Genomic DNA, 26728 nt, shown 5'->3' on the forward strand with positions numbered 1-26728 from the left:
AATACGAACCCCCACAAGTGAAAGCGTTTTCTATACTAGTAAATAAACTCACTGCTCAGCCTATTCTTCTAGGCATGTTGCAAGTGTACTTCCTTGCGAAAACGATTGACATGCTAGAAATTTTACTTTTTATTAGTTTTCTTTACTTCTAGCTTCCTATCTCTTACTTTCTGTTAATCGATTAATAATTCATACATGCCCTGTAAGCAGATTTCGGCATGCTGCATCATATCATCGATAAAGATAAATTCGTCTGCTTGATGGACACGGGTATCAACGCCTCCAGGCAACCCCGCACCGAATGCGACACCATTGTTCCTCATTTTACGGGCATAGGTGCCGGCACCCATACGCAGCAGCACGGCTTCATCACCGGTGATTTTCTTGTAAGCGCGGCTTAACCGGACAATGACGGGATGGGTCTCTGGCACATACACCGGAAATAGATGTCGCGTCAGTTCCATGTGGATGCCATTCTTGCCTGCAAGGCCAGCAATCGTAGTTAATATACCAGCACCATCATGGCTGACTGGATACCGAATATTGCTTAGGGACTCCGCACGAAGAAGGTCACAGGAAATGGTGCGCAAATAAACAACCAACGAACCTGATACGCTATCGCTGCAAGCAATTCCGAGCGACTGCCCACCCTTCTCGGCGCCAATCTTACTGTTTAGGAAATGTAAGAAATAATCCCAATTCGTAGTCAGTCCTTGCGCACAGAGGAAAGCAACCATATTCGCGATCGCATTTCGCGAGCCTGTTGGACTGTCTGCTAGAAACTCACTTCCCGCCGTTAAGACTAGACCGCAATCCCTGTCGTATGCGAACGACATATTCGCATGCAGGTTAACTGCATCGTGAAAGTCTGCCACCTGATTGTCGGTGAGTTGCGCGAGAGAAAGCGACGCCGTGCAGGTCTCCGGAATCAGTGTAAGCATGTTGCCACCCTTCAGAGACAAGATCATCAGCTGCGGTTTCGTGGAAGTAGATTCTTGTTCACTCGAAAACACCACGTTCATACTTCCCATTTCCACATTGAAAATAGGGTAGCCCGCATCAGGCGCAAATGCCATAACCGGAAGCTGTTCCCTCTCGAAATAGTAGTCGAGGTCTTTCATGCCACTCTCCTCGTTCGTACCGAAGATCAAGCGGAGACGGCGACTGCCGGTAATGCCCAAATCCATTAGCGTTTTCAGCGCATACAAGGCGACTACAGCTGGTCCTTTGTTATCGGACGCACCTCTTCCGATAATCTTGCCATTCTCGATGAGGCCTCCAAACGGCGGAAACATCCATCCAGCCCCTTCTTCTACTGTATCCAGATGAACAAGCACTGCAGCGATTTCCTCACCTTGTCCGTATTCGGCATGACCCGCATACCCGTCCACATTGGTCACTTCGAACCCTAACGATTCAGCCAATCGGAGCATATATTGCAAAGCATGATCGACGCCAGCTCCAAATGGTTTTCCCGGCTCCGGGGTGCCCATGATGCTTCTTATTTGTACAAGTTCGGAAATACCAGCTGTAATCGCATCCCGATATTTGTGAATTTCTTTCCCAATGATCATCTATATACCTCCCACTTTTTCACATTCGCTTCCAACCAACAGTCAGTCGACATGATGAAGACTTTCTACCAACATCAGCAGCGTCATGGATTGCCCGTAGGGCATCGGGCATAGTGGGATGTCGCGATAAAACTGTAACGTACGCCCCATGCGTGTTCCGTAAGATACGCCGTGAACGGCTCCCTTGGCGTCAACCTTATGCATAACCGCTCGCAGTGCCTTCAACCCGACTTCTTTGTAGACTTCGCTGATATAACCTTTGCGAACAGCCTTCAGAATGCCGTAAGCAAACCCCGCAGTTGCTGAAGTCTCCTCGTAGGATGTCGGATCGTTCAGCAGTGTCGTCCACATCCCGCTCGGTCTTTGCATCTCCGTCAGTTTCTGAATCTGACGTTCTAGCGAAGAAAGCAGGAATACTTCTACACCTAGCGGTATCTTAACGATATCTAGGTAGTCGACCAACCCAGCCGTGTACCACGCATTACCGCGACCCCAGAGCGCTTCCGCGAAATTATGCCCCTCCTTGAAACTCCAACCATGGAAAAATAGTCCCGTTTTCTTATCCGTCAAATACTTCAGATGGACGAGGAACTGACGAATACTTTCTTGTACATAGTGATCTTTGGCCAACAAAATGCCCATCCTGCCCATGAACAACGCCGTCATATAGAGCGTATCGTCCCATAACTCACCTTCATTCGCATTATCGATCGTCTCATGGGTAATCCCAAACTCAGGCGTGCGTGGCATCTCATCTGCCGCATAACTAACCCACTCTTCACATATCCGTAAGTACTCTGGATTGCGCGTTTCCTCGTACAAGTAGCTGAGCGTAAGCAGCGGACACATCGTATTGACGTTCTTCGGTGGAAGCCCCTCGCGAATCCGGCTATCGAACCACTCCGTTAAATACGTAAACACATCCCGATTTTGGGTTTCCTTATAATACAAATAGAGGGAGAACAAGCCTACTCCTTGGGACCAGTCCCATTTATCCATCGTAATAATGCTGATTGGCGTGTCTTCCTGGATCGTTGCCTCCAGATTTTTCATCCCGCTAATGACTTTATGAATCATGATCTCTATCTCTTGCCGCTGTATTTGCGTTATAGTCACGGTAAGCACCTCCCAATACGCACTATAAAGTGCTTGTAACCATAATGTAACGCACACGTTCAGCAGTTTACATACGAGAATCTTACCCTTTTATTAGATTTCTTTACCTCTGTTCTTATATTCTTTCGGCGACTGACCTTCAAGTCTCTTGAAAACCTGATAGAAATAAGCGTATTCCTTATACCCTACCATTTCGCCTACCTCATTTACCTTATTTTTGGGATCCATAAGCAAACGCTTGGCTGTCTCTATTCGAGCTTTAGACACCAAATCCACGAAATTAATACCGGTTTCTGTACGCAGCAACCTGCTTAAATAGCTCGAGCTCAGGCCAAAATGTTCAGCGGTTGACGTCAAGTTGATGGTGTCGGCGATATGACTGTTGATGTAATCGATTACCTTTTTGACAACAAGGGAATAGACCTTTTCCCCGCCTTCTAGCTTCTTTTTGATCGTTCCAATAAACGTCGTGAGGTAAGTAGAAGCTTCTTTCATACTCGTCAGCCGATACACATCCTCAAGAATTTGGTCGACACTTTTACCAAGTCCGAACTCATCGCCAGTTACACGGAAATAATAGCGTGCGACTGCAAGACAAACTTCGGAGAGTAACCCCTTCACGACAAGAATATTCCCTTCGCTATAGGCGGTAATTTGCTTCAGAAACCGCTCCAAATACGCCATTATATCTTCGCTGGATTTGTCCTCCAACATTTGATTAAACTGCTCCAAGTCCTGAATAATTGAGAATTTACCCAGTTCCTTCTCTTGCTCGCAATGATCCGGGAATAACACACTTTCCTCCATCAGGAAAAAGCTTGAATCCATAATCGAAGAAGCTTCCCTGAAAGCTTCCGGCAGCTCAAGAAGTGATTTATACACGGAACTGACCGCAATATGACAGGAAATTTGCTCCTTCATTTTAGCCACGTCAATAAACGCATTACAGAAGCCCTGCAGCTTCATTCTGAACTCCCTCTGCGACAATACCTTGGGGAATAAACATACGAATATAAGGTCATTATTCCGCTGAGACTCAATCACATAGAAATCACGCTTGGCAGCTAGACTATGCGCTTGTTCCGTTAGACGGAGTTGTATCTGTTGCTTAATCTTGACTGCGTTCGTTGCACCAGAATACCCCCCTCTATCTTCTGGACGAACAATTTGCACAACGTATCGGCTATAAAGGATTTCAAGTTTCTTGACTTGTTCTTGCATATCGCCTGTTCCTGTAATCAGATCACTAATCAGCTTACTTCTAAGCGTGGGAATAGAATCGCTATGTTGTTTCTCCAACTCGACGTAAGCAGACGCCATCTTGACCGTATTCTCATTCTCCTTGCGCTTAAAATCGATCTCCGATGCAGCACTCCCGATCACTCGGCTTAGCTCTTCGTAATTAATGGGTTTGACGATAAAATCGAATACACCAAGTCGAACAGCCCTCTTCGCATATTCAAAATCCTGGTAACCTGTAATTAAGATTGTCTTGGCCAAAGGAAAGTCCGTACTCATCTCTTCAGCTAAATCGAGCCCGCTTAAGCCTGGCATTTTGATGTCCGTCACGAGAATGTCTGGCTGAAGCTCCTTAATTAAACGTTTACCCTCTATTCCATCCTCCGCTTGACCGACTACGGTGCAATTTAGCTTATCCCAAGCAATCATTTGCACAATCGCTTGCCGGATCAGCGGTTTATCGTCAATAACCACGACTTTATATGTCATTTGGAGCTCTCCTCCGTCAGGATGGGAAGACGAATCCGAATCGTTGTCCCCTGATCCATTTCACTCATAATACTTAAGCCGTATTCTTCTCCAAATAATATTTGAATCCGCTTGTGCACACTGATAATCCCAACGTTCGTATGCTTATCCTTCTGTTTCAGCTTCGAGTGCTCTGGTGGGTTGAGCAAGTGTTCCTTCGTTTCTTCATCAATGCCTACGCCATTATCGGATACTTCAAGATAGAGAACGTCTTCCTTCATCCAGCAGCCGATACTGACAATCCCTTTACCTACTTTCTCTTCAATCCCATGCTTGATCGAGTTTTCTACGAGTGGCTGCAGAATGAATTTAGGAACCCTAAAGGCCATCAAGCTCGTGTCAAAATAATAATTAACTTCAATTCGATTGCCATAGATGATTTGATGAATAGATAAATAACTCCTAATAAAATCCACTTCTTCATGCAGGTAGATGATATCCCCCTTCTTGCTAATGCTCTCTCTGAGCAGCTTGCCGAGAAGGTAGATCATTTCACTGACTTGTTCGTCGCCACGCAGCTTGGCTAAACTATGAATGGACTCCAGGGTATTGTAGAGGAAATGGGGGTCAATCTGGGCTTGCAGCGCCTTATATTCGAACTGAAGCGTGCGATACTCCGCTTTTTGCTTAAGCAGCTTCTCCTCATAGACGGTGTGGATTAACTCGCTGATCTTCTGAGCCATCGAATTGAATTTCTCCGCAAGCAGCCCTACTTCATCTCTGCTTCTGGGAACAATGACTTTATGGGTAAAGTCTACGGAGAAGTGCGTCATACTTTGGAGCAGCAGTCGAACGTTTCCTGTGATGTTGCTAGAAATGATAACCGCTAAGATGAAAGCTAGGAATAGTGAGACAAGAATGGTACTCAATGTCCAAAACTTGATGACTTCTGTGCCACGTGTTAATTCATTGACAGCGATAACTTGGACAATCATCCACTTGTCATAGGGTGTTGAAATTATAGTAGAAATGTACGTTTGCCCTTCAAATTGAAAACCCTGATTGAGACTGGGCTTCCCAGCGTACATCTTGTTTTCGATGAAATAGCGAGTCGGCTCGGAAACAAGCCTGTCGTACAATAGCGGTTCAAGTACCTCGTTTAAGATGACGATGTTCCCCTTCGTGAGTTCATCCACATTCGTGTATATGCTACCAATTAGATTAATGTCCACACCAACGATAATCATGCCCACATAACGGCTAGACGTAACGTCGTATACAGCCTTTTCCATGAAGATAACGTTGCTACTTCCCGGAACCCAAGAAGTGCGACCACGCTGATCTTTAATCTTCTCGATATTCAGATTCATTAGGTCTTTGTTGTAGTTTTGGGTCGCACTGCGTTCGAACCCGAATGAGTTGCCCGCCGTATCAATAACCATGACCGACAAGTACTCATCTTTGGAAAACACTAAATCTTTCATAAACTCACTAATGACCTTATTTTTTATATACAAATCCGATTCACTTGCATCTTTGGAAATGCTCAGCGTCGTATTCAGCGTGGAATTTCGGAATTGTTGGAATACATGCTCCTCGATGTCCTTGGTCCGTTTCTCGAGATTTATCCCAATTTGCTCAATTAAGTATTGAGAAAAAACGGATGTATTCTGCTTGATTACGCTTACAGACACATAGTAATTAACGATGCTAATCATCAGCACAGTTAATAAGATCATTACTGTAAAGGACAGTAGAAATTTCGTACGCAGCTTTAAATTCAGAAATTTGGAAATCACCTTAGACAAACGCTTCACCCGCATTCTGATGGAATGGCAAGTGCGTGAGCCCACAGCTCACGCACTTATTGTTAGCATTATAAACCTTTCCACGGTAATCGGCTATTGATTGTATGGATTAGTACTTGTCGTAATTAAGTTCCATCGTTGCAAACCCACAGAATTCTGGGAAGCTGTGCAGCACTTTGTTAATCTCCTCTTGACTGTAACCCATTTTGCGAAGGTGCATCTGCTTAACCGTTTCTGCTGCATTCTGAGCTGATATGAAATCCTCCATATGCTCGAATAGCTTCGCACCCCATTTCTGCCCGAACCCAACATGCAGACGCTCGTCAGCAATATCGTATTCGGATTGGATAGATGACAGGGGATCACCGTGCTTCATGAAGGCACCAATCGACTTGCGCTTCTTTATGAAAGAACAAGGCTCCATAACCATCGTCAGACTAGCATAGAACTCAGGAAACACTTGATCCATCGTTTCTGGCGTCGGCGCTGTGGATGGATGCCAAGAGAAATCCTCCGTACGATAGCCCATCTGTTTCAATCGACGAACGCCCATTTGACTATGGCGAACTTCATCCCAGGTGTGCCGTGCTACATCCAGGTAGAAATCTACGGGCATTTTTTGTACACCGTAGTACAGATAGGTTAAGCTTTCTACAGCCGACATTTCACTGGCATTGATGAAGATCATATGTTTTAAGCTATCGTAAGTGGGAGATTTCGGATCGAACATGGCACTTTTATATTTCGTCAGATCGACATGCGGATACTTGGGATCATTAGCAGGTTTCAGTGGGATCGGGCCTGCCGGCTCAAGAACCGGATGGTCAGGCCACTCAATCTTTTTCCCCGACGATGATTTCTCAAGCACCTTCCATACGTGATCGATATAAACCAGCCAACTATGATACGCCTCACGCTTCTGCCCATCTTCCACATAAGCAAACTTCACGTAAGGAATGCCCCAGGAAAGCATCTGCTCCTTATCCAGCTCGATATATCGCAGTTTATCAAACGTCGGTCCATCGAGGATCGGATCCAGCGTTTCATGGAAAGCGGTATACTGCTCATAAAGCTTCTGGACGATGAACTTATAGCCAGCAGCAAATTCAATCAGCCCGCCCGCTTGTGTAATACGCTGACAAGCTTCTTGGAGACCACTCGGCGTCCAGGCTTTCTCATTAATATCCGCTCCAGGCAACTCGCTGATCCGTTCACGCAGCTGTACCATATGCTGGGTGTGCAGGTACGATAATCGCACGAGTTCCCCTTTCAGATCCCAATCTGGAACAGACGAGACCCATCCCATCGTCATTCGTGACAGCTCGAACTCTAACCAGAAACACATCTTCAGCAACTTTGCGGTATCTATCGGTCGCAGCAGCGAGCCTTTATAGGAAGAAGCAGCTTCAAGGAAGCTGTAATCCGTTACGTCCACTTCAATTCTCTTCGCCATTGATAATTACCCCCTAAGAAGAACTGACTTTAAGCTTTCACTCTATCGTATAAACGGCACGGTACGCCGCTCCACACCCTTGCCTTCTTACCAACACACCGGATCGTTTCTTAGCTGTTGTATCTTCGTAGCCTTCGAATACATAAACATCAGTTCCTATGCACCCTTCCATCCGAAGCGTTAACGTTCTTTCTCCCATAATCCACCGTATCGACCAGCTGTCACTTGTCGTGCATACACGCAGATTCATCAAGTGCTGATAGCCAAACTCGCTCCCGATGGGTGAACACGGCTGCGTTTCAAACGCCGTCTCCATCCTCCCTTGGCAATGAAAAAGCCAATCTGTCTGATGTTCGTCCGCAGTGATGACCTCAAACGTATCCGAGATGCATCCTTCTTGAAGCTGAATATCGCGTGCATAATCAACGCCAGGATATACCTCTTTCGCTTTGGCACGGATGCGATTCCTCTCCGGTTCAAATTGTTCAATCATTCCCCGCTCCGAATAGACCTGATCAACACCATCGACGACGACTGTATTATGAGCGATTGTCTTCCGCTGCCACTCTAGAAACAAGAAAGAACCATACCCATTCGAGGAAATATCGTGAGACCATAGGTAATCCGCATCGAACAGCTCGATATTCATTACATCAGGGTGCGCATGGCTCCGCGTATTCAGTCCGTATTTCATAAATAAAGCTGTTTTCCCTGCCCGTAACGAACAAATCTGAGAAGCTGGATAGTTTGTTGTGACGCGGAGCATCTCTTCCCCTGCGTATTCCCCTTTGCCGAAGAGGAGACGCTGAACCCACCCTTCAGGTGAGTTTTCGATCATCCCTCCATAAGCCATCGTTTGCCGATAGTACGCCCCATAGGATCTGGAAAGCGCATATTCAAAGGCTGGATCTGGGAACAATCGATTCGCGTACTCATACTGTCCCGCATAGTGAGTCAGTGCGATATTTGGCCAGCCATCATTCGGATTCGGGAAAACACCGTTATCGAACACAAGCTCAGCTGGGAACACATACATCCGTTTAACAATCTCTTCCATCCCATTGCATGTCACCTCATACATACGGGCGAATAACAGGAAATAAGTAAACGGTTCTACACAATAGAAATGATAATGAAATGAACCTTCGTACCAGAAACCTTCCGCTGTTACCCCCTGCTGCAATTGCTGCAGCAAGCCGAATGGCCCCTCCAATGCTCTCTCCACGTAGCTGCTATCACCGAAGAACATCCCCGTCATGCCCACAGCCGCCTTCATCCAACACGTAATGTTGTGAATACTCTTACAGAGTTTTTCCAGCAGCTCTACCTGGGGATTAAACAGATGACTTTTGTAGTGCTGAAGCTCTGCGGTGCTGAACGTCTCTTTAATCATCTCCATGCCCTGCAATAGCCAAATCATACCAACCGCATCGCAGAGATTAATGCCAGCTATTTTTCCAACATAACCCGCTGGAACATCTACCTGAAGCTGCTCATAATGATCGCAATAGAATGACAAGACGCTGCGGATGTAAGCCGGGTAACGTTCATCGCCCGTGAGCTGATACAGCACCCCTGCATAAAAAACGTGTTTGTGCGCTTCATCCCGGTACAAATAATTCCAGGCTTGATCGAATCGTGCACCCTTGTTGACGTGGCCACAGCTTCCGCAGCTATTCACATGAGGGGCTTCCCGCTCGAAATCAATCCTGCTCCCGCAAGCTTCACAGAAATAGTTATGCCCCCACCCCGTAATTCTCCTTGGATCATCTGCGTAATGAGTGACCCACCACTCCGTGGTCTCAACCAGAGTATCATAAACGGTCTTCGCCCAAGCTTCCGTCCGAATTTTCTCTTGAACAGCCTGCCAATCCTGTACATAGCTCACGTCAACACTCGTCTCCTTCATACTTCGTGCAATTTACGATCGACAGTTTCCCTTAACGACTAGCGTGTCATTCCGACCAGTGCGCGATCTAAATCCTCAATTATCGAATCTGCACTCTCTAGACCAACTGAAATGCGCATCAGACCGATCGGAATTCCTGACAAGAGGGATGTCTCCTCGTTGACCCATAGCCCAGGTGAATTAATGAGACTCTCGAAACCACCCCAGCTGGGACCTTCTTCGAAATAGCGCAAGCCCTTCATCATCTTCATAATCTGCTGTTTGTCGCCCTTAGGCACGAAGCTTAGTAAACCGGAGTAACCGGACATCTGCCTGCACCCAAGCTCGTATTGCGGATGGCTAGGCAAGCCTGGATAGTAGACAGCGGATACGCGAGAATGACCTTCAAGGAAAGCAGCGACCTTCTTGCCATTCTCCTCATGCTGCCTCATCCGAACCGCGAGGGTTCGCAAGCTCCGAATAAGGAGCCAGGATTGGTGGGGATCCATAACAGCCCCAAACAAACTTCTTTCGTTATTGGTAATCGATTCTAGAATCTGCTTACTGCCTACAATGACACCACCCAGAATATCGCTGTGTCCACCCAAATATTTCGATGCGGAGTGAACCACAAGATCAATGCCATAGGCTAGAGGATTCTGATAGAGCGGCGTCGCCCATGTATTATCAATAATCGTCGCAATCCCGTAAGATTTCGCCAAAGCGGAGATGGCCTGCAAATCCTGAAGCGAGAAAATATTCGATAGCGGACTTTCCAAATAAATAACTTTCGTATTCGGGCGAATCGCTTGTTCGAATTCCTCGATGCTTTCCCCTGATACGAGCGTAACCTCACAGCCGAACTTCTTCATGTAGGTTTCCAGAAATGCTTTCGCCGGCACGTAGGCCGCACGGGGACAGATCACATGGCTATCTTTCTCAAGATAGTAGGACAAGGCAGCGCTTATAGCGGCCATGCCCGAAGAGAAACAACGTGCTTCCTCCCCACCCTCTAGCGCTGCGATTTTCATTTCGGCAATCTCCGTCGTCGGGTTGGCTACGCGCGTATACGTATACCCGTGATTAACCGTTTTCCTTGTGAACAGTGAATTTTGAAAAATAGGCGGGACGATGGCACCCAAAAAACGGTCATAATCGTCACCGAGATGAGCAAGAAGGTCTTCCTTACTCTTGAAGTCATCTTTGTCCATATCTACCCTCCTCCTTACGATCTGGAGGCTAATAGTGGGAACATCCGACCTGCCAACGGTTGATTCTCCTGCAAGTTCAAATCCATTGTTATCGCATGTTTCTTCCCGTTAAAGGTCGTTCCATCCGGCATGTAAATAATCGCAAGTGCACGCCTAGGTTTATCCGTTACATTTGAATGCGCATAGTGAAAGGTAAGCCCATTATGAAACGTACAGCTGCCTGCTTTTAACGGCACCTTCACAGGCTTTGCGTTCTCGTAATCGGTCCCTTTAACGAACTCGAATAAATCTTGAGGATTAGCCAAATCGATATGGTTCAGTTTACCGGCATTTTGCGATTTCGGTACGAACATCATACAACCATTCGATTCATCCACGTCATCGAGTGCGATCCATATCGACATAGCTCCCTGCTCCGTCATGGGCCAATAAGGGTAATCTTGATGCCACGGGGTCGGCTTCGAATCGCCTGGCATTTTCCATAGGGCATGATCGTGAAAGAGACGAATCCCGCTAGCCCCAGTAAGCTCGAGTGCCATTTGCGCAAAACGCGGGTTGAATGAATATTTATGCATGCCGGCATGGTCCCGCCAGACGTTAACACGCTGGTTAAGCACACGGTAGTAGCTGCCGCCTTTTTTATCCGTTTGCAAGGACAGCGACGCAGACTCCTCGACCATCACTTCTTCCATGCATTGACGAAGCTCAATTAACTCTTGCTCATTCAGTACATTATCCACTTGCACGAACCCGTTCTCTTGATAAAATGTGCGTTGCTCCAAGGTTAATAGCGATTGAATAGCGTTGGTCATGGCAGCCAGCTCCTTTTGTACTTTCTGTACTTTAATTTCACTTTATCATGTGTACAGGGGAGCAGACTTGGTGAATTCATCAGAGTTTCAAGGTGATTTACCAGCTTTCCTTCTAACTAGATATACTCTATGATAAAAAGTACTGAAGCACTTATCTTCCTATCCGGAGGTCTTGTCCGATGACCCGATTTCAAAACGAAGCTTACTTGGAAGCATCCGAATTCCCCTTTCATCTCGAGCAGTACACGTTCAAAAAAAAAGAATCCGTCAAGCCGCATTCACACGAATTCATCGAATTTGTGTATGTGGTAGAGGGATCGGGTCGTCATATCTATGCAGGAGCGGAATACCTTATCCAAGAAGGTGACGTCTTCGTCATCGAGCCGGATGTCGAGCATGCTTATTTCGTGGATGAACATCTCATCGTTTATAACATACTGCTTGCTCCTTCCATTTTAAGTCACGAGCTTCAATCGCTATCCAACGTAACGTCGTTCGTCGACTTTTTCTATGTGGAGCCTTTTCTGCGGCAGTCCGTGCATTTCCAATCCCATCTCAGACTGAATCCGCACCAACGGATCGAGATGAAACAGCTGCTGGACCGTATCCTTAGCGAATACACCGAGAAGATGCTCGGTTATCGTCTGCTCGTGAAGACCAGACTCATCGAAATGTTCGTATTCCTCAGCCGCTGCTACGATCAAATGCTGCACAAACCAATGACAGCGCTAGCTTCTGAGCATAAAATTATTGAGCGCGTAGCCGAGTTTATCGAGCTGCATCACGCGAATCCGCTGTCGCTTGCCCAAGTCAGCCAGATGTGCGGCATGAGCCAGTCCGCCTTCACATCTAGGTTTAAGCAGTACATGGGCAAGACTTTTATCGAATTCCGCAATGAAATTCGCATACGGATAGCGAAAGAGTTGATGCTCTCTTCAAATAGCAACATTTTACAGATAGCGCAAGAGGTCGGCTTCGACGACTTGAGCTTTTTCAACAAGCTTTTTAAGCAGATGAACGGGATTTCACCTGGCAAATTCCGCAGAGGCCAGAAAGAAGCTTAACGTCATCACCTGCCTGAACATCTCCATTCCGCGCTATCCGATCACATGAATCTGAATATCCCAATCCGCCCACTGCTCATGTACAGCCTCTACTTGAATTTCTAGCGGAACAGCTACATGCATCACTCGTTTTCCCGCTTCCTTGGACCACGATACATCGATACGCCCGTAAACAGTCGGAACGCTCCCCTCTGCCCAGAGCAGTTCCGTCACAGGCGGGGCGATTCGAATTTTCCGGTAACCCTCCTCTACTTTCTCAATGCCCAGCAGCTGATTGCCAAGGACAAAAGCTGGCGCAGCTGACCAAGCATGCGCATGACTCCTAGGGAATACCTGAAAGGTCTCCCACGTAGTGGTGGCGCCGTATCGGATCATTTGACCCCAGTCCGTCTTAATTTGCGCCAGTGTGCGATCCAGTTCACCGAAACGCTTCCACACCTCAAACAAATAGAACGAGAAAAAGGGAGAGCCAATTTGAATCCAACTCTTCGGTGGATGAAGCAGCTGAGGTTCGATAATGAGCATCTGCCGCTCTCCCAGGCAGTCCGCCAGATACAGCAACACTTGCGTCTGGAGACTTGTCGTTGTGGAAGGCTTACCATTACGGTGGATACCATCTAGGTAGACTTGAGCCTCATCGTCCCACAAATGTTCACCAATCGCGCGCTTCAACTGCTCTGCGTGTTGTAGCAGCTCCCTCGCTTCGCCTTGTAGACCCAGCGTTTCCGCCATCTCCGCTGCGATTCGGTGGCATTGGGCCAACTGCGCCTGCTGCGCTGTGACTACACCAACGGAGGGAATATCGATTGGCGCCCAATCGAGCATATTCCAAGAGCTGGTATCGAATAGGCCATCGTCGTTGAGAAATCCTCTGTACGCTTCGAGTGTTATCCTGATTTCCGGATAGATCGCCTCGATGAATGTAGGGTCGCCGCTGTAATCGACATACTCCTTACAGGCAATAATCCAACTAAACGTCCACATCGGAATTGCTGCCTGCCAATCCGTAGGAAATAAGGCAAGCAGAAGCGGACTTTGGCTCCGCGAACGCGGTACCATTTCCAAGCAATGCCTGACAAGCTCATAGGAACCGAACAACTGATAGTTAACAAGTGCGCTCACTCGGCAATCCCCTACCCAGAATACCTGCTCATAGGTGGGACAATCGACGAATGTATCCTCCATGCACATATGTGAGGTATGCCTCGAAATTTCCCAAATGTCATTCAGCAAGGGATCTGAACAGCGGAATAACGCTTTATCCGTGCCCGGGTAGCTAGATTGGTTCAGCTGAACTCGGTGAATCCGTATCTGCGTATTAGCGTTACGCACCGCCACGATCACATATCGGAATCCCATCCGGGTAAAGCTCTTGAACACCTGTCTACCTTCACGGCAAATGTATCGAAATGAATTATTGCAGCCGGATGTATAGGCATTGACGCCATTGACGCGGTTCTCGAAGCCGTAGACATCGATCACCGTCCCTTGAGGTGCATCAACTTCTAGTTCAATCGTACCTACATAAATTTTCCCGAAATCCAATACGATTTCCAGATCCCCGCCTTCTACGGTGTCAGGAAGTACTGTCGGCAGCAGATGATCATGGAGCATTCGCTCTAGCTGGTTCGTAATGGGATAGTGCTTGACGAATCGTTTACGCATCATCAACGAATAGATCATTTTATTAACAAGCACATGCCTAGGATGAACATTTTTGCACATGTCATGGTACGCCTCGAACGCCTTCAAAGTGGAGCAAGCTCCTATTTCCAGCAGCAGCGCATGCTCGTGATTCAAACCTGTTCTCTTCTCAACGCCCCCGTATACAGGCTGAAAGCCATCGGCATACGATTCTATCGATTCGAATGGGCCAATGGTTACGAAGGAGCTGTCCTGATCGTCCCCCCTAGGATGAGCGAAATGCAGTTCCCTATCGAAATCAAATTCCATATGGCAGAACAAATCATTATGAACGCCGCAAATTTCCAGCATGAACAGATGCTCGCCAGCTGCCAGCCCTATCTCGTCATTATGAACATACCAGCGGTCATTTATCTTGAACCGTCCCTGAACGCCGTTCCATTTGGAATGGGCGAACGTTAAACGACCTTTGGCTTCTGACTCAGCCACCAGCCTAACGGCCAAAAACCCGCTGAATATCTTCGCATTCGCATCGCGCGAGCCTGGATACAAATTATCTCGCATATTGACAGATATCACTTGGCGGATGGGTGCAATTTCACTAAGTGCTAGGATCTGCTTCGGCCTGATGATCTGTGTGGACAACGGCTCAATGACTCGGGGATACAGTCGCCCCCAAGGCGCTCCTCCATAGGGAGCAACAACTTCACTACTCACCCAGCTCCCGTCATCGTAAGTGGGAAGCACCCATTGATCGCTCAGCGCATTGGCATCGTATATTTCCATCCAACCCAAATTCACATTTCGCTTGACGACATCAGCATCATATCCCTCATGTCTACAACAGAGCCATGTTTCATCTGTGCCAATCACTTGAATACCTTCTTCGCCCTGCAAGCATAATTCTGCAAGAAGACCCGCTTCATTCTCGATGTATTGATAATTGGAATGACCGTAGTGCCAGACCTGTACGGCAATTACATTCGCAACTGGCTTCAATAGGTGAGTAATATCAAACTCATCGTAATACCAGTGATCTGCGGTCGAACGAATAGGTCCTTCTCCCAGCTCCGTTCCATTTACCCATAACCTAAACTTGGTATCCGCAGAGATAGACAGTATTGCTCGATTAGATATCTCTGTCTCGTATGTAAACGTTTTCCTAAAAAGAATGTGCTCATTAATAGGTCTTCGGTCTCCCGACCTCCATATCCATTTCGCTTGTTCGAACATGCGGTGCTCCCCACCTTTTGTAGAAGTTATTCGTGTCCTTCGAATATTCGAGCTTCGATTCGTTCTGCTATTTGGACATGCATGGCGCGATCCGGATGATTAATGCCATTGGCTAATCTAACATGAGGGGCTTGCCCCTTTAGCAACCAGTCCTCAAACAACGCATATATGTCCACATAAGCCAGCTTTTCTTGCTCCAAATACGCCCTCAGCGCAAGGGTATACAGCCGTAAACATCCCTTCTCAGCCGCATTTAAGAATCCAGGCAAGACAGGTCGATCCTTCTCATGAATGTTATTGTTGTCGTGCAACATCATCATATTTGGCGTAAGCAACAGCAGATCTGCTTCTGTATCTCGCTTCACAGTTCTCACTAACGCGTCCATCTTCTCCAAATATGGCTTAAGCCCTGCCTCCCCAGCATGACAATCATTAACGCCGAAGCCAATGGTCACAAGATCCGGTTGATACGCAATTACATCCCGCTGCCATCTCGCCTCCGACTTCACAGCCGTATCCCCCGATACGCCAGCATTGATGACATTCAGAATCGTCGTAGGATACCGTTTCACGATACGACTCTTCAGCAGATTGTGGTAGACTTGCTCATGCTCGATGGTAGCGTATTCCATGCATCCTTGGGTCACACTATCACCGAAAGCAACGTAAGTGACGGGGCGAGCTCGGACATCGTCTGCTTTCTCCTTTAAGCGCTTATGGAATCTGGCAAAAGCACTCATAACGGATCCACCAACGTATCCGGATTATGATAATTGCGCGGCCAATTGAACGGCTTCAATTGCTCCAGCAACTCTGGCGGCAACGGCTTGCCATCCGATACTTTGAGATTGACTTCCACTTCGTTCACGTTGCGCATCCCCGGAATGACGCAGCTTACAGCTTCATTCGACAAACAGAAACGAAGCGCAACTTCGGCAAGCGTCATCGTTGCATCGTATTCACGGACCATCCGTTTAATCGCATCCACCTTCTCCAGCGTCCGCGGGAAACGCTCGCCCTTGAAATAGTTCCGTCTTACATCACCTGGCGCGAACGTATCGTAAGTTTCCGGTGTCCAGCTGCCGATTAGCGAACCTTCATCAAAAGGGACCCGGGCAAGAACAGCGACGCCATTCTTCTTACATGTAGGAAACAGTTCTTCTGCAGGCCTCTGTTCGAAAATATTATAAACAACCTGCTCAGCCTGAATCAGCCCAGCTTCTGCAAGCGCAATACCGTCCTGCGGACGATAATCGCGAATGGACACGCCGAATTCACGGATTTTGCCTTCCTTCTGGAGTTCCGTCAACGCCTCGTGCCACTCTAGATCTTCTAACCCCTTAGGGAACCAACCATGCAACTGATACAAATCAATGGCTTCCACACCTAGCCTGGTCAAGCTGTCTTCGCACTGCTTGCGAATATGAGCTTTGGGATAGCGCCCTGTCATAGTTGGATCAAGCTCATTCGGATGCGGCCATTGAACGGGCTGCACCTTGGAAGCAATATAAATATGATTGTGATGCCATTCCTTGAGTGCCTGACCGATGACTTCCTCCGAGTGGCCTTTACCATACATTTGAGCTGTGTCTACAAGGTTAATTCCCCTAGTCCAAGCTGCAAGCAAGGTTTTCACTGAATCACGGTCATCGACTTGACCGAAAGCCCCGCCACCGCCAATCTGCCAGCCCCCGAAACCGATTTCTGAAATATCCCATCCCGTATTGCCAAATTTCCGATATTGCATAGGCAGCATTCTCCTCCCTCGAATCACCTTTCAGTATAAGGCGCTTACGAAGTGATTTTCTTGGTCGATCTGCCAGAAAAAGCACGCTAAATTCGAACTTCACAGCTCAGAACGGATGAGGTAGAATGTAGGAAATTCCGGACATTTCCACGTATCTGCGTCCGAATACATGGAGGGACGAAACGTATATGAAGGAGGAATTGATTTCTATGCGAGGCGAACAGCATGCAAGTTTTACCGAGGATGGGGCGTGGTGTTTCTTCGCTGACCCACGGGCAGTCCGATTTGTCGGACAGCAGGACCGTACCTATGTCGGTTGGTTAACGAAGCAGGGCCATGTCATGATCGGTACCTATGATCATCGTGACGAGTCCGTTAACTCCGTCATGATTAAGCCAAGTCTGCAGCAGGATGACCATGCGAACCCCGCGTTGTATTTCCCTGAAGATGGACGTGCAGTCATCTACTACTCTGCTCATAATGGGAAGACGATGTATTACCGTCAAATGGAAACGGCAGAGGATATCACGTCCTTTGGCGCTGAACAAGAACTTCCGGAGAATACGAGCGGCATGCATGGATATACATATCCAAATCCGATTCATCTCCGCCAAGAACACAAGCAATATTTGTTCTGGCGCGGCGGTAATTTCAAACCTAATTTCAGTTCTTTACTCGATAAAGAGGGGACATGGTCGGAACCCCAAACCTTAATCATGGGAGAAGGGGCCCGCCCCTACGTTAAGTATGCCAGTAATCGCGAGGATACCCTCTGGTTTGCTTTTACCGACGGGCACCCGAATATAGAACCGCACAACAGCATCTACTGTGCTAGCATCCAAGATGGCATCCTCTCTCATGCGGACGGTTCAACTATAAAGCCGCTATCCGACCTGCCTATGCTTCCCCGTGAAGCCGATGTGGTTTTCGACGGAACCCTGCACGATACGAAGGCATGGATCTGGGATATTGCGGTGGATGCCCATGGTCGCCCTGTCATCGTGTACGCCGTCTTCCACGCCAATTCGGACCACCGTTATTGGTACAGCTATTGGAACGGCGATGCGTGGGAGAATCATGAAATGACAGCCAGCGGTTCTTGGTTCCCGCAAACCGAGCAAGGCGCCGTGGAACGGGAACCCTTCTACTCGGGCGGACTTATACTCGATCATGCCGATCCGGCCAACGTGTATCTGTCGCGTTTGGTCAATGGTATTTTCGAAATCGAGCATTGGCACACGACGAATCAAGGTAAAACATGGGAATCTACTGCCGTGACCAGTGGTTCTTCTCACAATAACGTGAGGCCTGTCCTAGCTAGGAACAACGGACAAGAAGACGCGCTCCTTCTGTGGATGCATGGGGATTATGTGCATTTTACTAACTATGAGACGGCTTTGAAGATGAAGTTAGTTACGCGGACACAATAAACAAAAAGAGGCTGTCTCAATAGTCTATGTAGACTTATTGAAACGCCTCTTTTTCGTTATTGACACATGAAGAATAAAACAACTTCCCATAAATTAACTAGATTTACTCCATCTATTTGAAACGGATTTAGCGAATTCGGATGATTAACTGTATTTCCTGTAGTTAAATTCCTCCAATTGTATCGATTTATCAAATTTCATAGAATTTACCTGTATTTTTCCATCTAATCACGAAAACACCTCAAATTCGAGCACATTAGCTGTAGTTTTTACATCTAAATGTGATGCGGCAGTGGGACATCCCCTTATTCATTAGCTTATATGGACTCATTTCACCTCAACGACGAAAGGCACTGTAAACACTTCTCCATTATGCTGGAACTGTCCCCACAGCTTATAGATTCCCGCTTCTGGGAATGAGGTCGCGAACTTTGCAAGGGGACCCGTTGCCTTCTCCTCAAGCGGATGTACATGAATGTACTGTTCGGCATCGGCTGACAGAATGACAACATGGCCTACAGCGCCTAAGTATGGCTGCAGATTCGTGATCTCCTTCTTCGTCTGAGCGTCTCGAATTGTGAAGCGGAGTGTTACCTCTTCTTTGGCCTTCAAGCTGCTCAAGGAAAGTTCAACATCCTTACCGCTAACCTCTTGCCGCAGCTTGGCATCTGCTTTAAGCACGGTATGCTCTGCCTCTTTACCGGCAACTTTTACCCATTGACTGAGCGTAGTGCTCGTTCCACCACTAGGAATAAAATCAGCGATGAGCTTGTAATCCCCGCCTGCATCGAAGCTTGCGCTGACCGTAAACTTGCCATTTCCTTGGTAGACCGGATGAATGTGTTGAAAAGACGATAGATTGTGATTCACTATAATCAAATGCAGCAGCTTCTCATGATTCTCTTGAAAATCAGTCACTGCTTTGCCGGCATCATCCGTAATTTGGATCGTTAATTCCGACTTCTCATTGGCTTGCAGACTTGTCGATCCGAAGGTGAACGCTGCTTTCAGGTTCGTGGATGCCTTCGGCATTTCTCCCCCATGTCCGCTGTGTTCATCAGTACTTGCTGGGCTAGGTGCTGTTCCATGACTGCCATGCTGACTCTTGCTCGAGGAGGCTTCTCTAACACTGCTGCATGCGCTTAGAAACAGCACCGCGAGCATAACTGAGATAAGCCCTATTTTATGCATATACACGCGCTTCTCTCTCCTATGTCTAGGTCAATTCTTTGCGAATCTTCACACGTTGCAGCCGAAGCGCATTAAGAACGACAGAAACCGAGCTTAATGCCATGGCAAGCCCCGCCACCCAAGGCGCCAATAAGCCAAGCGCAGCAATGGGGATCCCTAACGTATTGTAGCCGAGTGCCCAGACCAAATTTTGTTTGATGTTGCGCATCGTTTGGCGGCTCATGTAGATCGCATCCGGAATGCTCGCTAAGTCCCCGCGCATAAGCGTTACATCAGCGGCTTCCATCGCCACATCCGTACCCGTCCCGATCGCCATCCCGATATCAGCCGTCGCTAGCGCCGGTGCATCGTTAATACCATCTCCAACCATCGCCACTTTCTTTCCTAGCGCTTGGAGTTTTTTCACTTCTGCCGCTTTGCCTTCTGGTAGTACCTCCGCGAGGACATGCTCAATACCTACTTGATCTGCGATCGCTTTGGCCGTCCGTTCATTATCTCCGGTGATCATGATGACCTCAATGCCCATCGCCTTCAAACGACGAACCGCGGCATGGGACGTTTCTTTGACGGTATCCGCTACAGCTACTATACCCCCGTACCCTTTATTAATGGCAACAAGCATAGCTGTTTTACCAGACTCCTCGAGCTTCGACATCGTGTCATAGGCAACCTTCGCATCTACACCGAATTGCTCCATGAGTCGTCGCGTTCCGATGAGCAGCTCTTTCCCTTCAACGACAGCTTGAATGCCATAGCCTGGGATGGCTTCGAATGATTCTACTGCGGGTAGTTCAATGCCCTTTTCTCTAATCCCAGCCACAATTGCTTCTGCGAGGGGATGCTCCGAGTTTCTCTCCGCTGCGCCTACAAGTCGTAGGAATTGCGCTTCGTCACCTTCCGCGTATACATCGGTTAGTGCTGGCTTTCCTTTGGTGACCGTACCTGTTTTATCTAAAATGATCACATCAATCTGATGCGTCTTCTCCAAATGCTCGCCGCCTTTGAACAAAATCCCCAGTTCGGCCGCTCGCCCTGATCCCGCCATAATCGAAGTCGGTGTCGCTAAGCCCAGCGCACAAGGACAAGCAATAACCAAGATGGCTATGGCTTTCTCCAGAGCCCCTGCAAAATCGCCCGGTGTCACTATGAAATACCACACTAGGAAAGCGACAAGTGAGATACCCACTACAATGGGAACGAAAATCCCAGAAATAACGTCGGCCACCCTTTGAATCGGTGCTTTTGAACCTTGCGCTTCTTCCACGACTTTAATAATTTGTGCCAGCGCTGTTTCTTTCCCGACCTTTGTCGCTTGCATGCGAAGCCTACCATTTTTGTTGATGGTTGCTCCGATTACCGCATCACCAGGTTTCTTAGTTACGGGCAGACTTTCGCCAGTGAGCATCGATTCGTCCACAGAGGATAGACCTTCAAGCACTTCTCCGTCTACCGGTATTTTATCTCCAGGACGGACGAGCACAATATCTCCCGTCACCACTTCTTCAATGGGTATGTTGAGCTCTTGCCCTTCGCGGATGACTAACGCGGTCTTCGCCTGCAGCCCCATCAAAGACTTAATCGCTTCCGATGTCCGTCCCTTAGCCAATGCTTCAAACAATTTCCCCATGATGACTAGCGTAATCAGTACAGCACTTGTTTCATAGTACAGAGACGGTCCATGATGCATGCCGGCGCCCCCGATAACCCAAGCGATCGTCAAATACAGACTATAGAAGTAAGCTGCCGATGTTCCTAGTGAAACCAGTACATCCATGTTGGCAGAGCCATTGCGCAGCGCTTTATAAGCACCTTCGTAGAATTGTCTCCCGATGTAAAACTGAACCGGCGTTGCCATCAACAATTGAAACCACGGATTCATGAACAATTCCGGTATCCAAATCCATGAGGTAAACGAAAAGTGGCTGACCATCGACCACAGCAACGGCAATGATAAGATCGCTGATATCAGGAGCTTACGCTTCTGCTTTCCGATCTCTTGCTGCCTGTGTTCCGCGGGGTCGCCTTGCTCTTGTTTAGGAACTGCTTTGTAGCCGAGCTTCTCCACTCGCTTCTGCATGTCAGATACCGTAAGATCGGCTGGATTGTACACGACATGGGCCGTTTCCATCGCAAAATTAACCGTCGCCACGCTCACGCCAGGCAACTTGTTTAAAGTCTTCTCAATCCGCTGGGCACAGGCTGCACAGGTCATGCCTTCAAGCTGTAAATCAACGGCTTCCTTCAGCGTATCATAGCCTAGCTTCTGAATGCTTTGTTCCATCTTGGCTGCATCGATGCGACTAGGGTCATAAGTTACCGTTGCTCGCTCCATCGCGAAGTTAACATTGGCTTCCGTGACCCCTTCCAACTTGTTCAAACCCTTCTCAATCCGATTGGCACAGGCGGCGCATGTCATTCCCGTGATCTGCAGTGATGTTTGCTTCGTGTTTGTTGCAGCATCCGCAGTTTCCATGATCTACACCTCTTTTAGTTGACGTCGTAACCTTGCTCTTCAATCGCTTCTTTAATTGCATCTTGTGTCAGCTTATTTTCATCAAAATCCACATTCACCGTACCGCTTGCTAAGTCCACTTTCCCGGTAGCGCCAATCGTTTTTAAAGCTCCCTCAACGGAATTCACACAATGGTTACAGGACATGCCTGCTACTTTTAACGTTACATTTTGCATAGTTCATTCTCCTTTATTATGGTTATCGTCAATAAACTTAGTATACCCCCCTACCCTATATTAGTCAAGTCCGAGACTTAACACATTTAAGGGTTCACCATAGGCATCCACCTATCTTCCCACACATTTCGTGGATGAATTCATAGCCTTGCGCATATCCTATCCATAAAGCACATTCGGAACATCCTGCCTAATTCGTTTTAAAAGCAATAGATCCGTGTAATTAAACACAGGAGGTGTTTTATTATGAACATCATGATTACAGCTGCAGAGGCGATAGAAAAAGGGGTCTGGCTAGAGCTTCTTCGTCTCTTCGGCAGAGATGCAGATGAGGATATTTGGCCTCAACAGGAGTTTATTCTAACGGAACAGCAGGCGCTTAAATTGAACCTTATTAAGAAATAGACACGTGATAATGAACACACGTAGGACCTCATCGAGATGGTGAAGTCCTTTTACGTACGTGGGTAGGATAGCTCCGTCCCTATTTCATGAGTTTATTTATCGTTGTTAATAACTCGGTTATCACTTCTTCATCGCCTTCTTGAATGCGATCAATGACACAGCTTTTCATATGATGCTCAAGTAATTGCTTGCTTACCCCATTTAACGCGGATTGGATGGATGAAATCTGATTCAGCACATCATCACAGTAAGTATCCTTCTCAATAAGCCCCTTAACCCCACGAATTTGCCCTTCGATCCGGTTCAATCGCGTGATCAGATTACTCTTGGCTTTATCGGAATGGTGACTCTTTCGTTCGCTTGAAGATGCACACATCTCGTGTGAATGGCTCTCCTCCGTCATCCCTATCACTCCCTATTGATTGCATTTTATCATAGCCCCCCACCCTATGCAAATGACAAAAGGGGTTGCATTTTTATAAACGACCGGTCTAATATATAGGGGTATTAGAAAGGAGATTTCCTATGAAACCCAATACTCGCGACACGATTATCGCCGCCGCGCTTGACTTGTTTTATTCGCGCGGTTATACAGCGACTGGTGTGCTCGACATCACCAAGGCCGCAGGCGTACCCAAGGGCTCCTTCTATCACTTCTTTCCAAGTAAGGAAGCGTTGGCTGAAGCAACTGTCATTGAATACACCAAGAATAATCGTATCGAACTCCTGACTAGTTCCAGCACTTCCCCGCTTCAACGTATTCATAACCATATCGATCATCTCCTAGACTTTGCAGAGCGTGATGGATATGTGCGAGGTTGCTTATTCGGAAACTTCTCGACGGAAATGCCATCTCAAAGTGACTTGGTTTCGCGCGCTGTTGCTGCCGCCCTCGACAATTGGGTCAAACAGCTCACATTAACAATTACCGAGGCCAAAGAGGCTGGTGAAATCTCCACGAACTCTGATCCTGCGAGGCTTGCCACCCACATCGTTGCCAGTATCGAAGGTGCCCTCGCTCAGTGCAAGGTCTCCCGCTCCAGTGCACCTCTAGAACTAACCATCACTACAATTTTTACCGATCTTCTCTACTAGACAAAATAGACAAACTAGACATCTTTATGTTTAGCTAGTTACCCAAAACAGCCGTTCAACGTAACCACTGATCTGCTGTTTTTTAATTTTTATGTAAACCGTCCTCACATGCCTGAATCCCTCTTATAGCAACCGTTCGCAAATTAATTTCAGCACAAAGCTTGCATTCACTAGACGACCGGTCTATTATATAGAAACAAGTCAGGAAGGAGGCTACATATATGTTCACTGAACATGTTTTTGCCGGAAGTGTTTTTATTGCTGGATTATTATCTTTTTTCTCACCATGCATCTTACCTTTACTTCCTGTATATATGGCTCATCTCGGAGCGGTCTCACCTAGAGGTAACGTAAGGGCAATCCGATTAGGAAAGATGAAGCTTCATCCCCATCTGGTCGGTAATACCTTATTTTTTATCTTAGGCATCTCTTCCGTCTTCTTGCTACTTGGATTTGGGGCAGGAGCCTTGGGGACGGTTATTAATAGCTCCTCGTTTATCGTCTTTTGTGGTGCCGTTGTTGTTATATTCGGGATCTTTCAGACAGGTCTTATCCAACTGCTCTTTCTACAGCGGGAGAGAAAATTAACGATTTCAACGAGTGAGCGGAAGGGTTTCACGGCGGCATTCTTGCTTGGCTTAACGTTCAGCTTCGGATGGTCGCCTTGTATCGGCCCCATATTAGCTGCTGTTCTTAGCCTTTCTGCAAGTGAAGGGTCGTCGCTGGTTGGCGGAGGATATATGCTCGTTTACACACTTGGATTAGCGATTCCATTTCTAATTCTCTCCATCTTTTCAGATTTACTATTAAGTAAGCTAAGAAAACTGAATGCCTATACACCTGCTATTAAAGTCATATCCGGTATCTTACTTATTGTGATGGGCGTATTACTGATGACGAATAACCTAAATATATTTGCTACTATTTTAACTAACTAGGGAGGCGATTCTATCATGATAATACAAAGAAATTGGATGGTTTCTATAGCTATCTTGCTCACGCTACTAGTTCTCACGGCTTGTGGAAGTACGCAAGCAGCACAGTCAGAGCATTCACCGCCAACTGCTTTAAATAAAGGACAGGCTGCACCTCAGTTTACATTGAAAGATTTAGATGGCAAGAAAGTAGATCTAGCTAGCTTTGCTGGGGAAAAGGTTTATGTGAAATATTGGGCTTCTTGGTGTTCGATCTGTTTAGCCGGGTTAGATGAAATTGATGAATTGGCTAGTCAAGACAACGATTTCAAAGTGATTACTATCGTTAACCCCAATTATCGAGGTGAGCAATCCTCCGAGCGTTTTACCAAGTGGTTTAAGGGGTTACAGGCCGACCAAACAGGAACTCATGTAACCGTTTTGCTAGATGAAGATGGCAAGTGGGCTCAGAAGTTCGGGGTCAGAGGGTATCCTTCCTCGTACTACATCGGTTCTGATGGCATTCTAGCTAAATCGGTGCCAGGTCATAACTCGAATAGTGTGATACAAACCAACTTTGGCGACATTCATTGATGATCGAAGCTTTTAGGAGGAAATGAAATGAGAAAATTTGTTCATATAAGTAGTTTGCTGCTCCTACTGTTTGTAACAGCTTGTGCAAGTCCAAGTTTCACTTCACAAACTACAACGAAAGCTACAAAAGCAAGTACAGGACCCACGACTACCCGTTCAGAAAACCCGAATGATAGTATTGATTACTCCAACAGCAAGCTGCAAACTATCTATTTGGCTGGCGGATGCTTCTGGGGCGTTGAAGCTTACATTTCACGTATTCCTGGTGTACAGGATGTAACTGTAGGATATGCGAATGGCATAGGAGAAAATCCCACTTATAAAGATGTTGTTCGGGAGGATCGTAAGTTTGCCGAGACCGTCGAAGTTAAGTATGATCCGGAACGAATTGCGTTATCCGACCTGCTGAAACGTTTCTTTAAAATCATCAATCCAACAAGTTTAAATAAACAGGGAAATGATGCAGGGATTAGTTATCGTTCAGGCGTATATTATGTTGACGAAAGCGACATCTCCGTTATTAATGAAGTGATCTCAAGTGAACAGAAGAAATATGATAAAAAGATCGTCACGGAAGTGCTGCCTTTAACGAACTATTACTTAGCTGAGGAAGAGCATCAAGATTATTTAGTGAAAAATCCAAATGGCTACTGCCACGTTGATTTAACCATTCTGGATGAGCCTATTAAAGTTGACCCCACTTTGTACACACGACCGAGTAACGAAGAACTGAAAGCGAAATTATCTGATCTTCAGTATAAAGTCATTGTGCTTGGGGCTGAGGAACAAGCTTTCTCCAATGAATACTGGAATACGTATGATCCTGGCATCTACGTTGATATCGCTACAGGAGAACCCCTCTTCTCCAGTCGTGACAAATACGATTCAGGCTGCGGGTGGCCAAGCTTTACTAGACCGATTGATCCGGATGTCGTGACTTATGAGAAGGATACGCGTTATAACTTGATTCGTACGGCGCTTAAGAGTCGTGTAGGAGCCATTCATCTCGGACATGTGTTTGATGACGGTCCCGCCGAATCGACCGGTAAACGATATTGTATCGATAGCGCCTCTATCCGATTTGTTCCACAGGATAAGATGCAGCAGGAAGGCTATGGATATTTACGTGCAGCTGTGGAATGAATAAGAAATTC

Annotated in this window: 22 protein-coding genes; 7 read left to right on the plus strand and 15 right to left on the minus strand. The window is 47.0% G+C overall.

Annotated features, from left to right (window positions below; all coding sequences use genetic code 11):
* Positions 1–173: 173 nt before the first annotated feature.
* From HQN88_RS31880 to HQN88_RS31915, 8 genes are all read right to left on the minus strand, one after another.
* Positions 174–1574, minus strand: coding sequence for a Sapep family Mn(2+)-dependent dipeptidase (locus HQN88_RS31880; RefSeq protein ID WP_173119900.1), 1401 nt, complete (start codon positions 1572–1574; stop codon positions 174–176).
* A 42-nt stretch (positions 1575–1616) separates the two neighbouring features.
* Positions 1617–2690: a beta-galactosidase BglB gene (bglB, locus tag HQN88_RS31885; protein ID WP_274319227.1), complete on the minus strand. Its 1074-nt coding sequence runs from the start codon at positions 2688–2690 to the stop codon at positions 1617–1619.
* 93 nt (positions 2691–2783) lie between these two features.
* Positions 2784–4418 (minus strand): response regulator transcription factor, encoded by a 1635-nt coding sequence (locus tag HQN88_RS31890; protein WP_173119902.1) that lies wholly within the window; start codon positions 4416–4418, stop codon positions 2784–2786.
* Positions 4415–6196 carry a sensor histidine kinase gene (locus tag HQN88_RS31895; RefSeq protein ID WP_274319242.1) on the minus strand — a complete coding sequence of 594 codons (1782 nt, stop codon included), beginning with the start codon at positions 6194–6196 and terminating at the stop codon, positions 4415–4417. Before HQN88_RS31895 ends, HQN88_RS31890 begins: the two co-directional genes overlap by 4 nt.
* A 118-nt stretch (positions 6197–6314) precedes the next feature.
* On the minus strand, positions 6315–7658 hold the full coding sequence (locus HQN88_RS31900; RefSeq protein WP_173119907.1) for a DUF455 family protein: 1344 nt from the start codon (positions 7656–7658) through the stop codon (positions 6315–6317).
* 37 nt (positions 7659–7695) lie between these two features.
* A complete protein-coding gene (locus HQN88_RS31905; RefSeq protein ID WP_173119909.1) occupies positions 7696–9546 on the minus strand; it encodes a heparinase II/III domain-containing protein in 1851 nt (616 codons plus the stop codon).
* A gap of 59 nt (positions 9547–9605) precedes the next feature.
* Complete coding sequence (locus HQN88_RS31910; protein ID WP_173119911.1) at positions 9606–10757, minus strand: trans-sulfuration enzyme family protein; 1152 nt, start codon at positions 10755–10757, stop codon at positions 9606–9608.
* Positions 10758–10771: 14 nt separating this feature from the next.
* Positions 10772–11569 (minus strand): phytanoyl-CoA dioxygenase family protein, encoded by a 798-nt coding sequence (locus HQN88_RS31915; protein WP_056618113.1) that lies wholly within the window; start codon positions 11567–11569, stop codon positions 10772–10774.
* A gap of 179 nt (positions 11570–11748) precedes the next feature.
* Between HQN88_RS31915 and HQN88_RS31920 the strand changes: the two genes are divergently transcribed.
* The gene (locus HQN88_RS31920; RefSeq protein ID WP_173119913.1) at positions 11749–12633 is read left to right on the plus strand and encodes a helix-turn-helix transcriptional regulator; all 885 of its coding nucleotides are present in this window, start codon (positions 11749–11751) and stop codon (positions 12631–12633) included.
* 33 nt (positions 12634–12666) lie between these two features.
* On the opposite strand, the gene HQN88_RS31925 is transcribed toward HQN88_RS31920, so the two are convergent.
* Genes HQN88_RS31925 through HQN88_RS31935 form a run of 3 tightly spaced genes read right to left on the minus strand, consistent with a single transcriptional unit; the run spans position 12667 to position 17257 of the window.
* Positions 12667–15510 (minus strand): family 78 glycoside hydrolase catalytic domain, encoded by a 2844-nt coding sequence (locus HQN88_RS31925; protein ID WP_173119915.1) that lies wholly within the window; start codon positions 15508–15510, stop codon positions 12667–12669.
* A gap of 26 nt (positions 15511–15536) precedes the next feature.
* Positions 15537–16250, minus strand: coding sequence for an SGNH/GDSL hydrolase family protein (locus HQN88_RS31930; protein WP_173119917.1), 714 nt, complete (start codon positions 16248–16250; stop codon positions 15537–15539).
* On the minus strand, positions 16247–17257 hold the full coding sequence (locus tag HQN88_RS31935) for an aldo/keto reductase (protein ID WP_173119918.1): 1011 nt from the start codon (positions 17255–17257) through the stop codon (positions 16247–16249). The genes HQN88_RS31930 and HQN88_RS31935 overlap by 4 nt, the downstream gene beginning before the upstream one ends.
* A 209-nt stretch (positions 17258–17466) precedes the next feature.
* Here HQN88_RS31935 and HQN88_RS31940 point away from each other — a divergent pair, with 209 nt between their 5' ends.
* Positions 17467–18687 (plus strand): BNR-4 repeat-containing protein, encoded by a 1221-nt coding sequence (locus HQN88_RS31940; RefSeq protein ID WP_173119920.1) that lies wholly within the window; start codon positions 17467–17469, stop codon positions 18685–18687.
* A 327-nt stretch (positions 18688–19014) separates the two neighbouring features.
* Here HQN88_RS31940 and HQN88_RS31945 read toward each other — a convergent pair whose 3' ends face one another.
* The 3 genes from HQN88_RS31945 to HQN88_RS31955 are packed head-to-tail and all read right to left on the minus strand — an operon-like array spanning position 19015 to position 22566.
* Positions 19015–19878 carry a hypothetical protein gene (locus tag HQN88_RS31945; protein WP_246320582.1) on the minus strand — a complete coding sequence of 288 codons (864 nt, stop codon included), beginning with the start codon at positions 19876–19878 and terminating at the stop codon, positions 19015–19017.
* A gap of 25 nt (positions 19879–19903) precedes the next feature.
* Complete coding sequence (locus HQN88_RS31950; RefSeq protein WP_173119923.1) at positions 19904–22351, minus strand: heavy metal translocating P-type ATPase; 2448 nt, start codon at positions 22349–22351, stop codon at positions 19904–19906.
* Between the two features lie 14 nt (positions 22352–22365).
* Positions 22366–22566: a copper ion binding protein gene (locus HQN88_RS31955; RefSeq protein ID WP_173119925.1), complete on the minus strand. Its 201-nt coding sequence runs from the start codon at positions 22564–22566 to the stop codon at positions 22366–22368.
* A 246-nt stretch (positions 22567–22812) separates the two neighbouring features.
* Between HQN88_RS31955 and HQN88_RS31960 the strand changes: the two genes are divergently transcribed.
* Complete coding sequence (locus tag HQN88_RS31960; protein ID WP_173119927.1) at positions 22813–22971, plus strand: hypothetical protein; 159 nt, start codon at positions 22813–22815, stop codon at positions 22969–22971.
* Positions 22972–23050: 79 nt separating this feature from the next.
* Here the strand turns inward: HQN88_RS31960 and HQN88_RS31965 are convergent, their stop codons facing one another.
* The gene (locus HQN88_RS31965) at positions 23051–23374 is read right to left on the minus strand and encodes a metal-sensitive transcriptional regulator (protein ID WP_173119929.1); all 324 of its coding nucleotides are present in this window, start codon (positions 23372–23374) and stop codon (positions 23051–23053) included.
* 122 nt (positions 23375–23496) lie between these two features.
* On the opposite strand from HQN88_RS31965, the gene HQN88_RS31970 reads away from it, so the two are divergent.
* The 4 genes from HQN88_RS31970 (at position 23497) to msrA (ending at position 26717) form a co-directional block, all read left to right on the plus strand.
* Positions 23497–24066, plus strand: a complete 570-nt coding sequence (locus HQN88_RS31970; protein WP_173119931.1) for a TetR/AcrR family transcriptional regulator — start codon at positions 23497–23499, stop codon at positions 24064–24066.
* Positions 24067–24287: 221 nt separating this feature from the next.
* Positions 24288–25004 (plus strand): cytochrome c biogenesis CcdA family protein, encoded by a 717-nt coding sequence (locus HQN88_RS31975; protein WP_173119933.1) that lies wholly within the window; start codon positions 24288–24290, stop codon positions 25002–25004.
* A gap of 15 nt (positions 25005–25019) precedes the next feature.
* Entirely contained in the window at positions 25020–25574 is a 555-nt protein-coding gene (locus tag HQN88_RS31980) for a redoxin family protein (RefSeq protein WP_173119935.1), read from the plus strand.
* A 27-nt stretch (positions 25575–25601) separates the two neighbouring features.
* On the plus strand, positions 25602–26717 hold the full coding sequence (gene msrA / locus HQN88_RS31985) for a peptide-methionine (S)-S-oxide reductase MsrA (protein WP_173119937.1): 1116 nt from the start codon (positions 25602–25604) through the stop codon (positions 26715–26717).
* Positions 26718–26728 lie beyond the last annotated feature (11 nt).

Source organism: Paenibacillus qinlingensis, assembly GCF_013204845.1.
GTDB classification, from domain to species: Bacteria; Bacillota; Bacilli; order Paenibacillales; family NBRC-103111; genus Paenibacillus_E; species Paenibacillus_E qinlingensis.

Coding starts and splice junctions, on each gene's coding strand:
- HQN88_RS31955 (WP_173119925.1), bottom strand. CDS start 22,566: ATGCAAAATGTAACGTTAAAAGTAGCAGGCATGTCCTGTAACCATTGT.
- HQN88_RS31965 (WP_173119929.1), bottom strand. CDS start 23,374: ATGACGGAGGAGAGCCATTCACACGAGATGTGTGCATCTTCAAGCGAA.
- HQN88_RS31890 (WP_173119902.1), bottom strand. CDS start 4,418: ATGACATATAAAGTCGTGGTTATTGACGATAAACCGCTGATCCGGCAA.
- HQN88_RS31975 (WP_173119933.1), top strand. CDS start 24,288: ATGTTCACTGAACATGTTTTTGCCGGAAGTGTTTTTATTGCTGGATTA.
- HQN88_RS31960 (WP_173119927.1), top strand. CDS start 22,813: ATGAACATCATGATTACAGCTGCAGAGGCGATAGAAAAAGGGGTCTGG.
- HQN88_RS31920 (WP_173119913.1), top strand. CDS start 11,749: ATGACCCGATTTCAAAACGAAGCTTACTTGGAAGCATCCGAATTCCCC.
- HQN88_RS31950 (WP_173119923.1), bottom strand. CDS start 22,351: ATGGAAACTGCGGATGCTGCAACAAACACGAAGCAAACATCACTGCAG.
- msrA (WP_173119937.1), top strand. CDS start 25,602: ATGAGAAAATTTGTTCATATAAGTAGTTTGCTGCTCCTACTGTTTGTA.
- HQN88_RS31925 (WP_173119915.1), bottom strand. CDS start 15,510: ATGTTCGAACAAGCGAAATGGATATGGAGGTCGGGAGACCGAAGACCT.
- HQN88_RS31980 (WP_173119935.1), top strand. CDS start 25,020: ATGATAATACAAAGAAATTGGATGGTTTCTATAGCTATCTTGCTCACG.
- HQN88_RS31915 (WP_056618113.1), bottom strand. CDS start 11,569: ATGACCAACGCTATTCAATCGCTATTAACCTTGGAGCAACGCACATTT.
- HQN88_RS31935 (WP_173119918.1), bottom strand. CDS start 17,257: ATGCAATATCGGAAATTTGGCAATACGGGATGGGATATTTCAGAAATC.
- HQN88_RS31945 (WP_246320582.1), bottom strand. CDS start 19,878: ATGCATAAAATAGGGCTTATCTCAGTTATGCTCGCGGTGCTGTTTCTA.
- HQN88_RS31910 (WP_173119911.1), bottom strand. CDS start 10,757: ATGGACAAAGATGACTTCAAGAGTAAGGAAGACCTTCTTGCTCATCTC.
- HQN88_RS31880 (WP_173119900.1), bottom strand. CDS start 1,574: ATGATCATTGGGAAAGAAATTCACAAATATCGGGATGCGATTACAGCT.
- HQN88_RS31930 (WP_173119917.1), bottom strand. CDS start 16,250: ATGAGTGCTTTTGCCAGATTCCATAAGCGCTTAAAGGAGAAAGCAGAC.
- HQN88_RS31940 (WP_173119920.1), top strand. CDS start 17,467: ATGCGAGGCGAACAGCATGCAAGTTTTACCGAGGATGGGGCGTGGTGT.
- HQN88_RS31970 (WP_173119931.1), top strand. CDS start 23,497: ATGAAACCCAATACTCGCGACACGATTATCGCCGCCGCGCTTGACTTG.
- HQN88_RS31900 (WP_173119907.1), bottom strand. CDS start 7,658: ATGGCGAAGAGAATTGAAGTGGACGTAACGGATTACAGCTTCCTTGAA.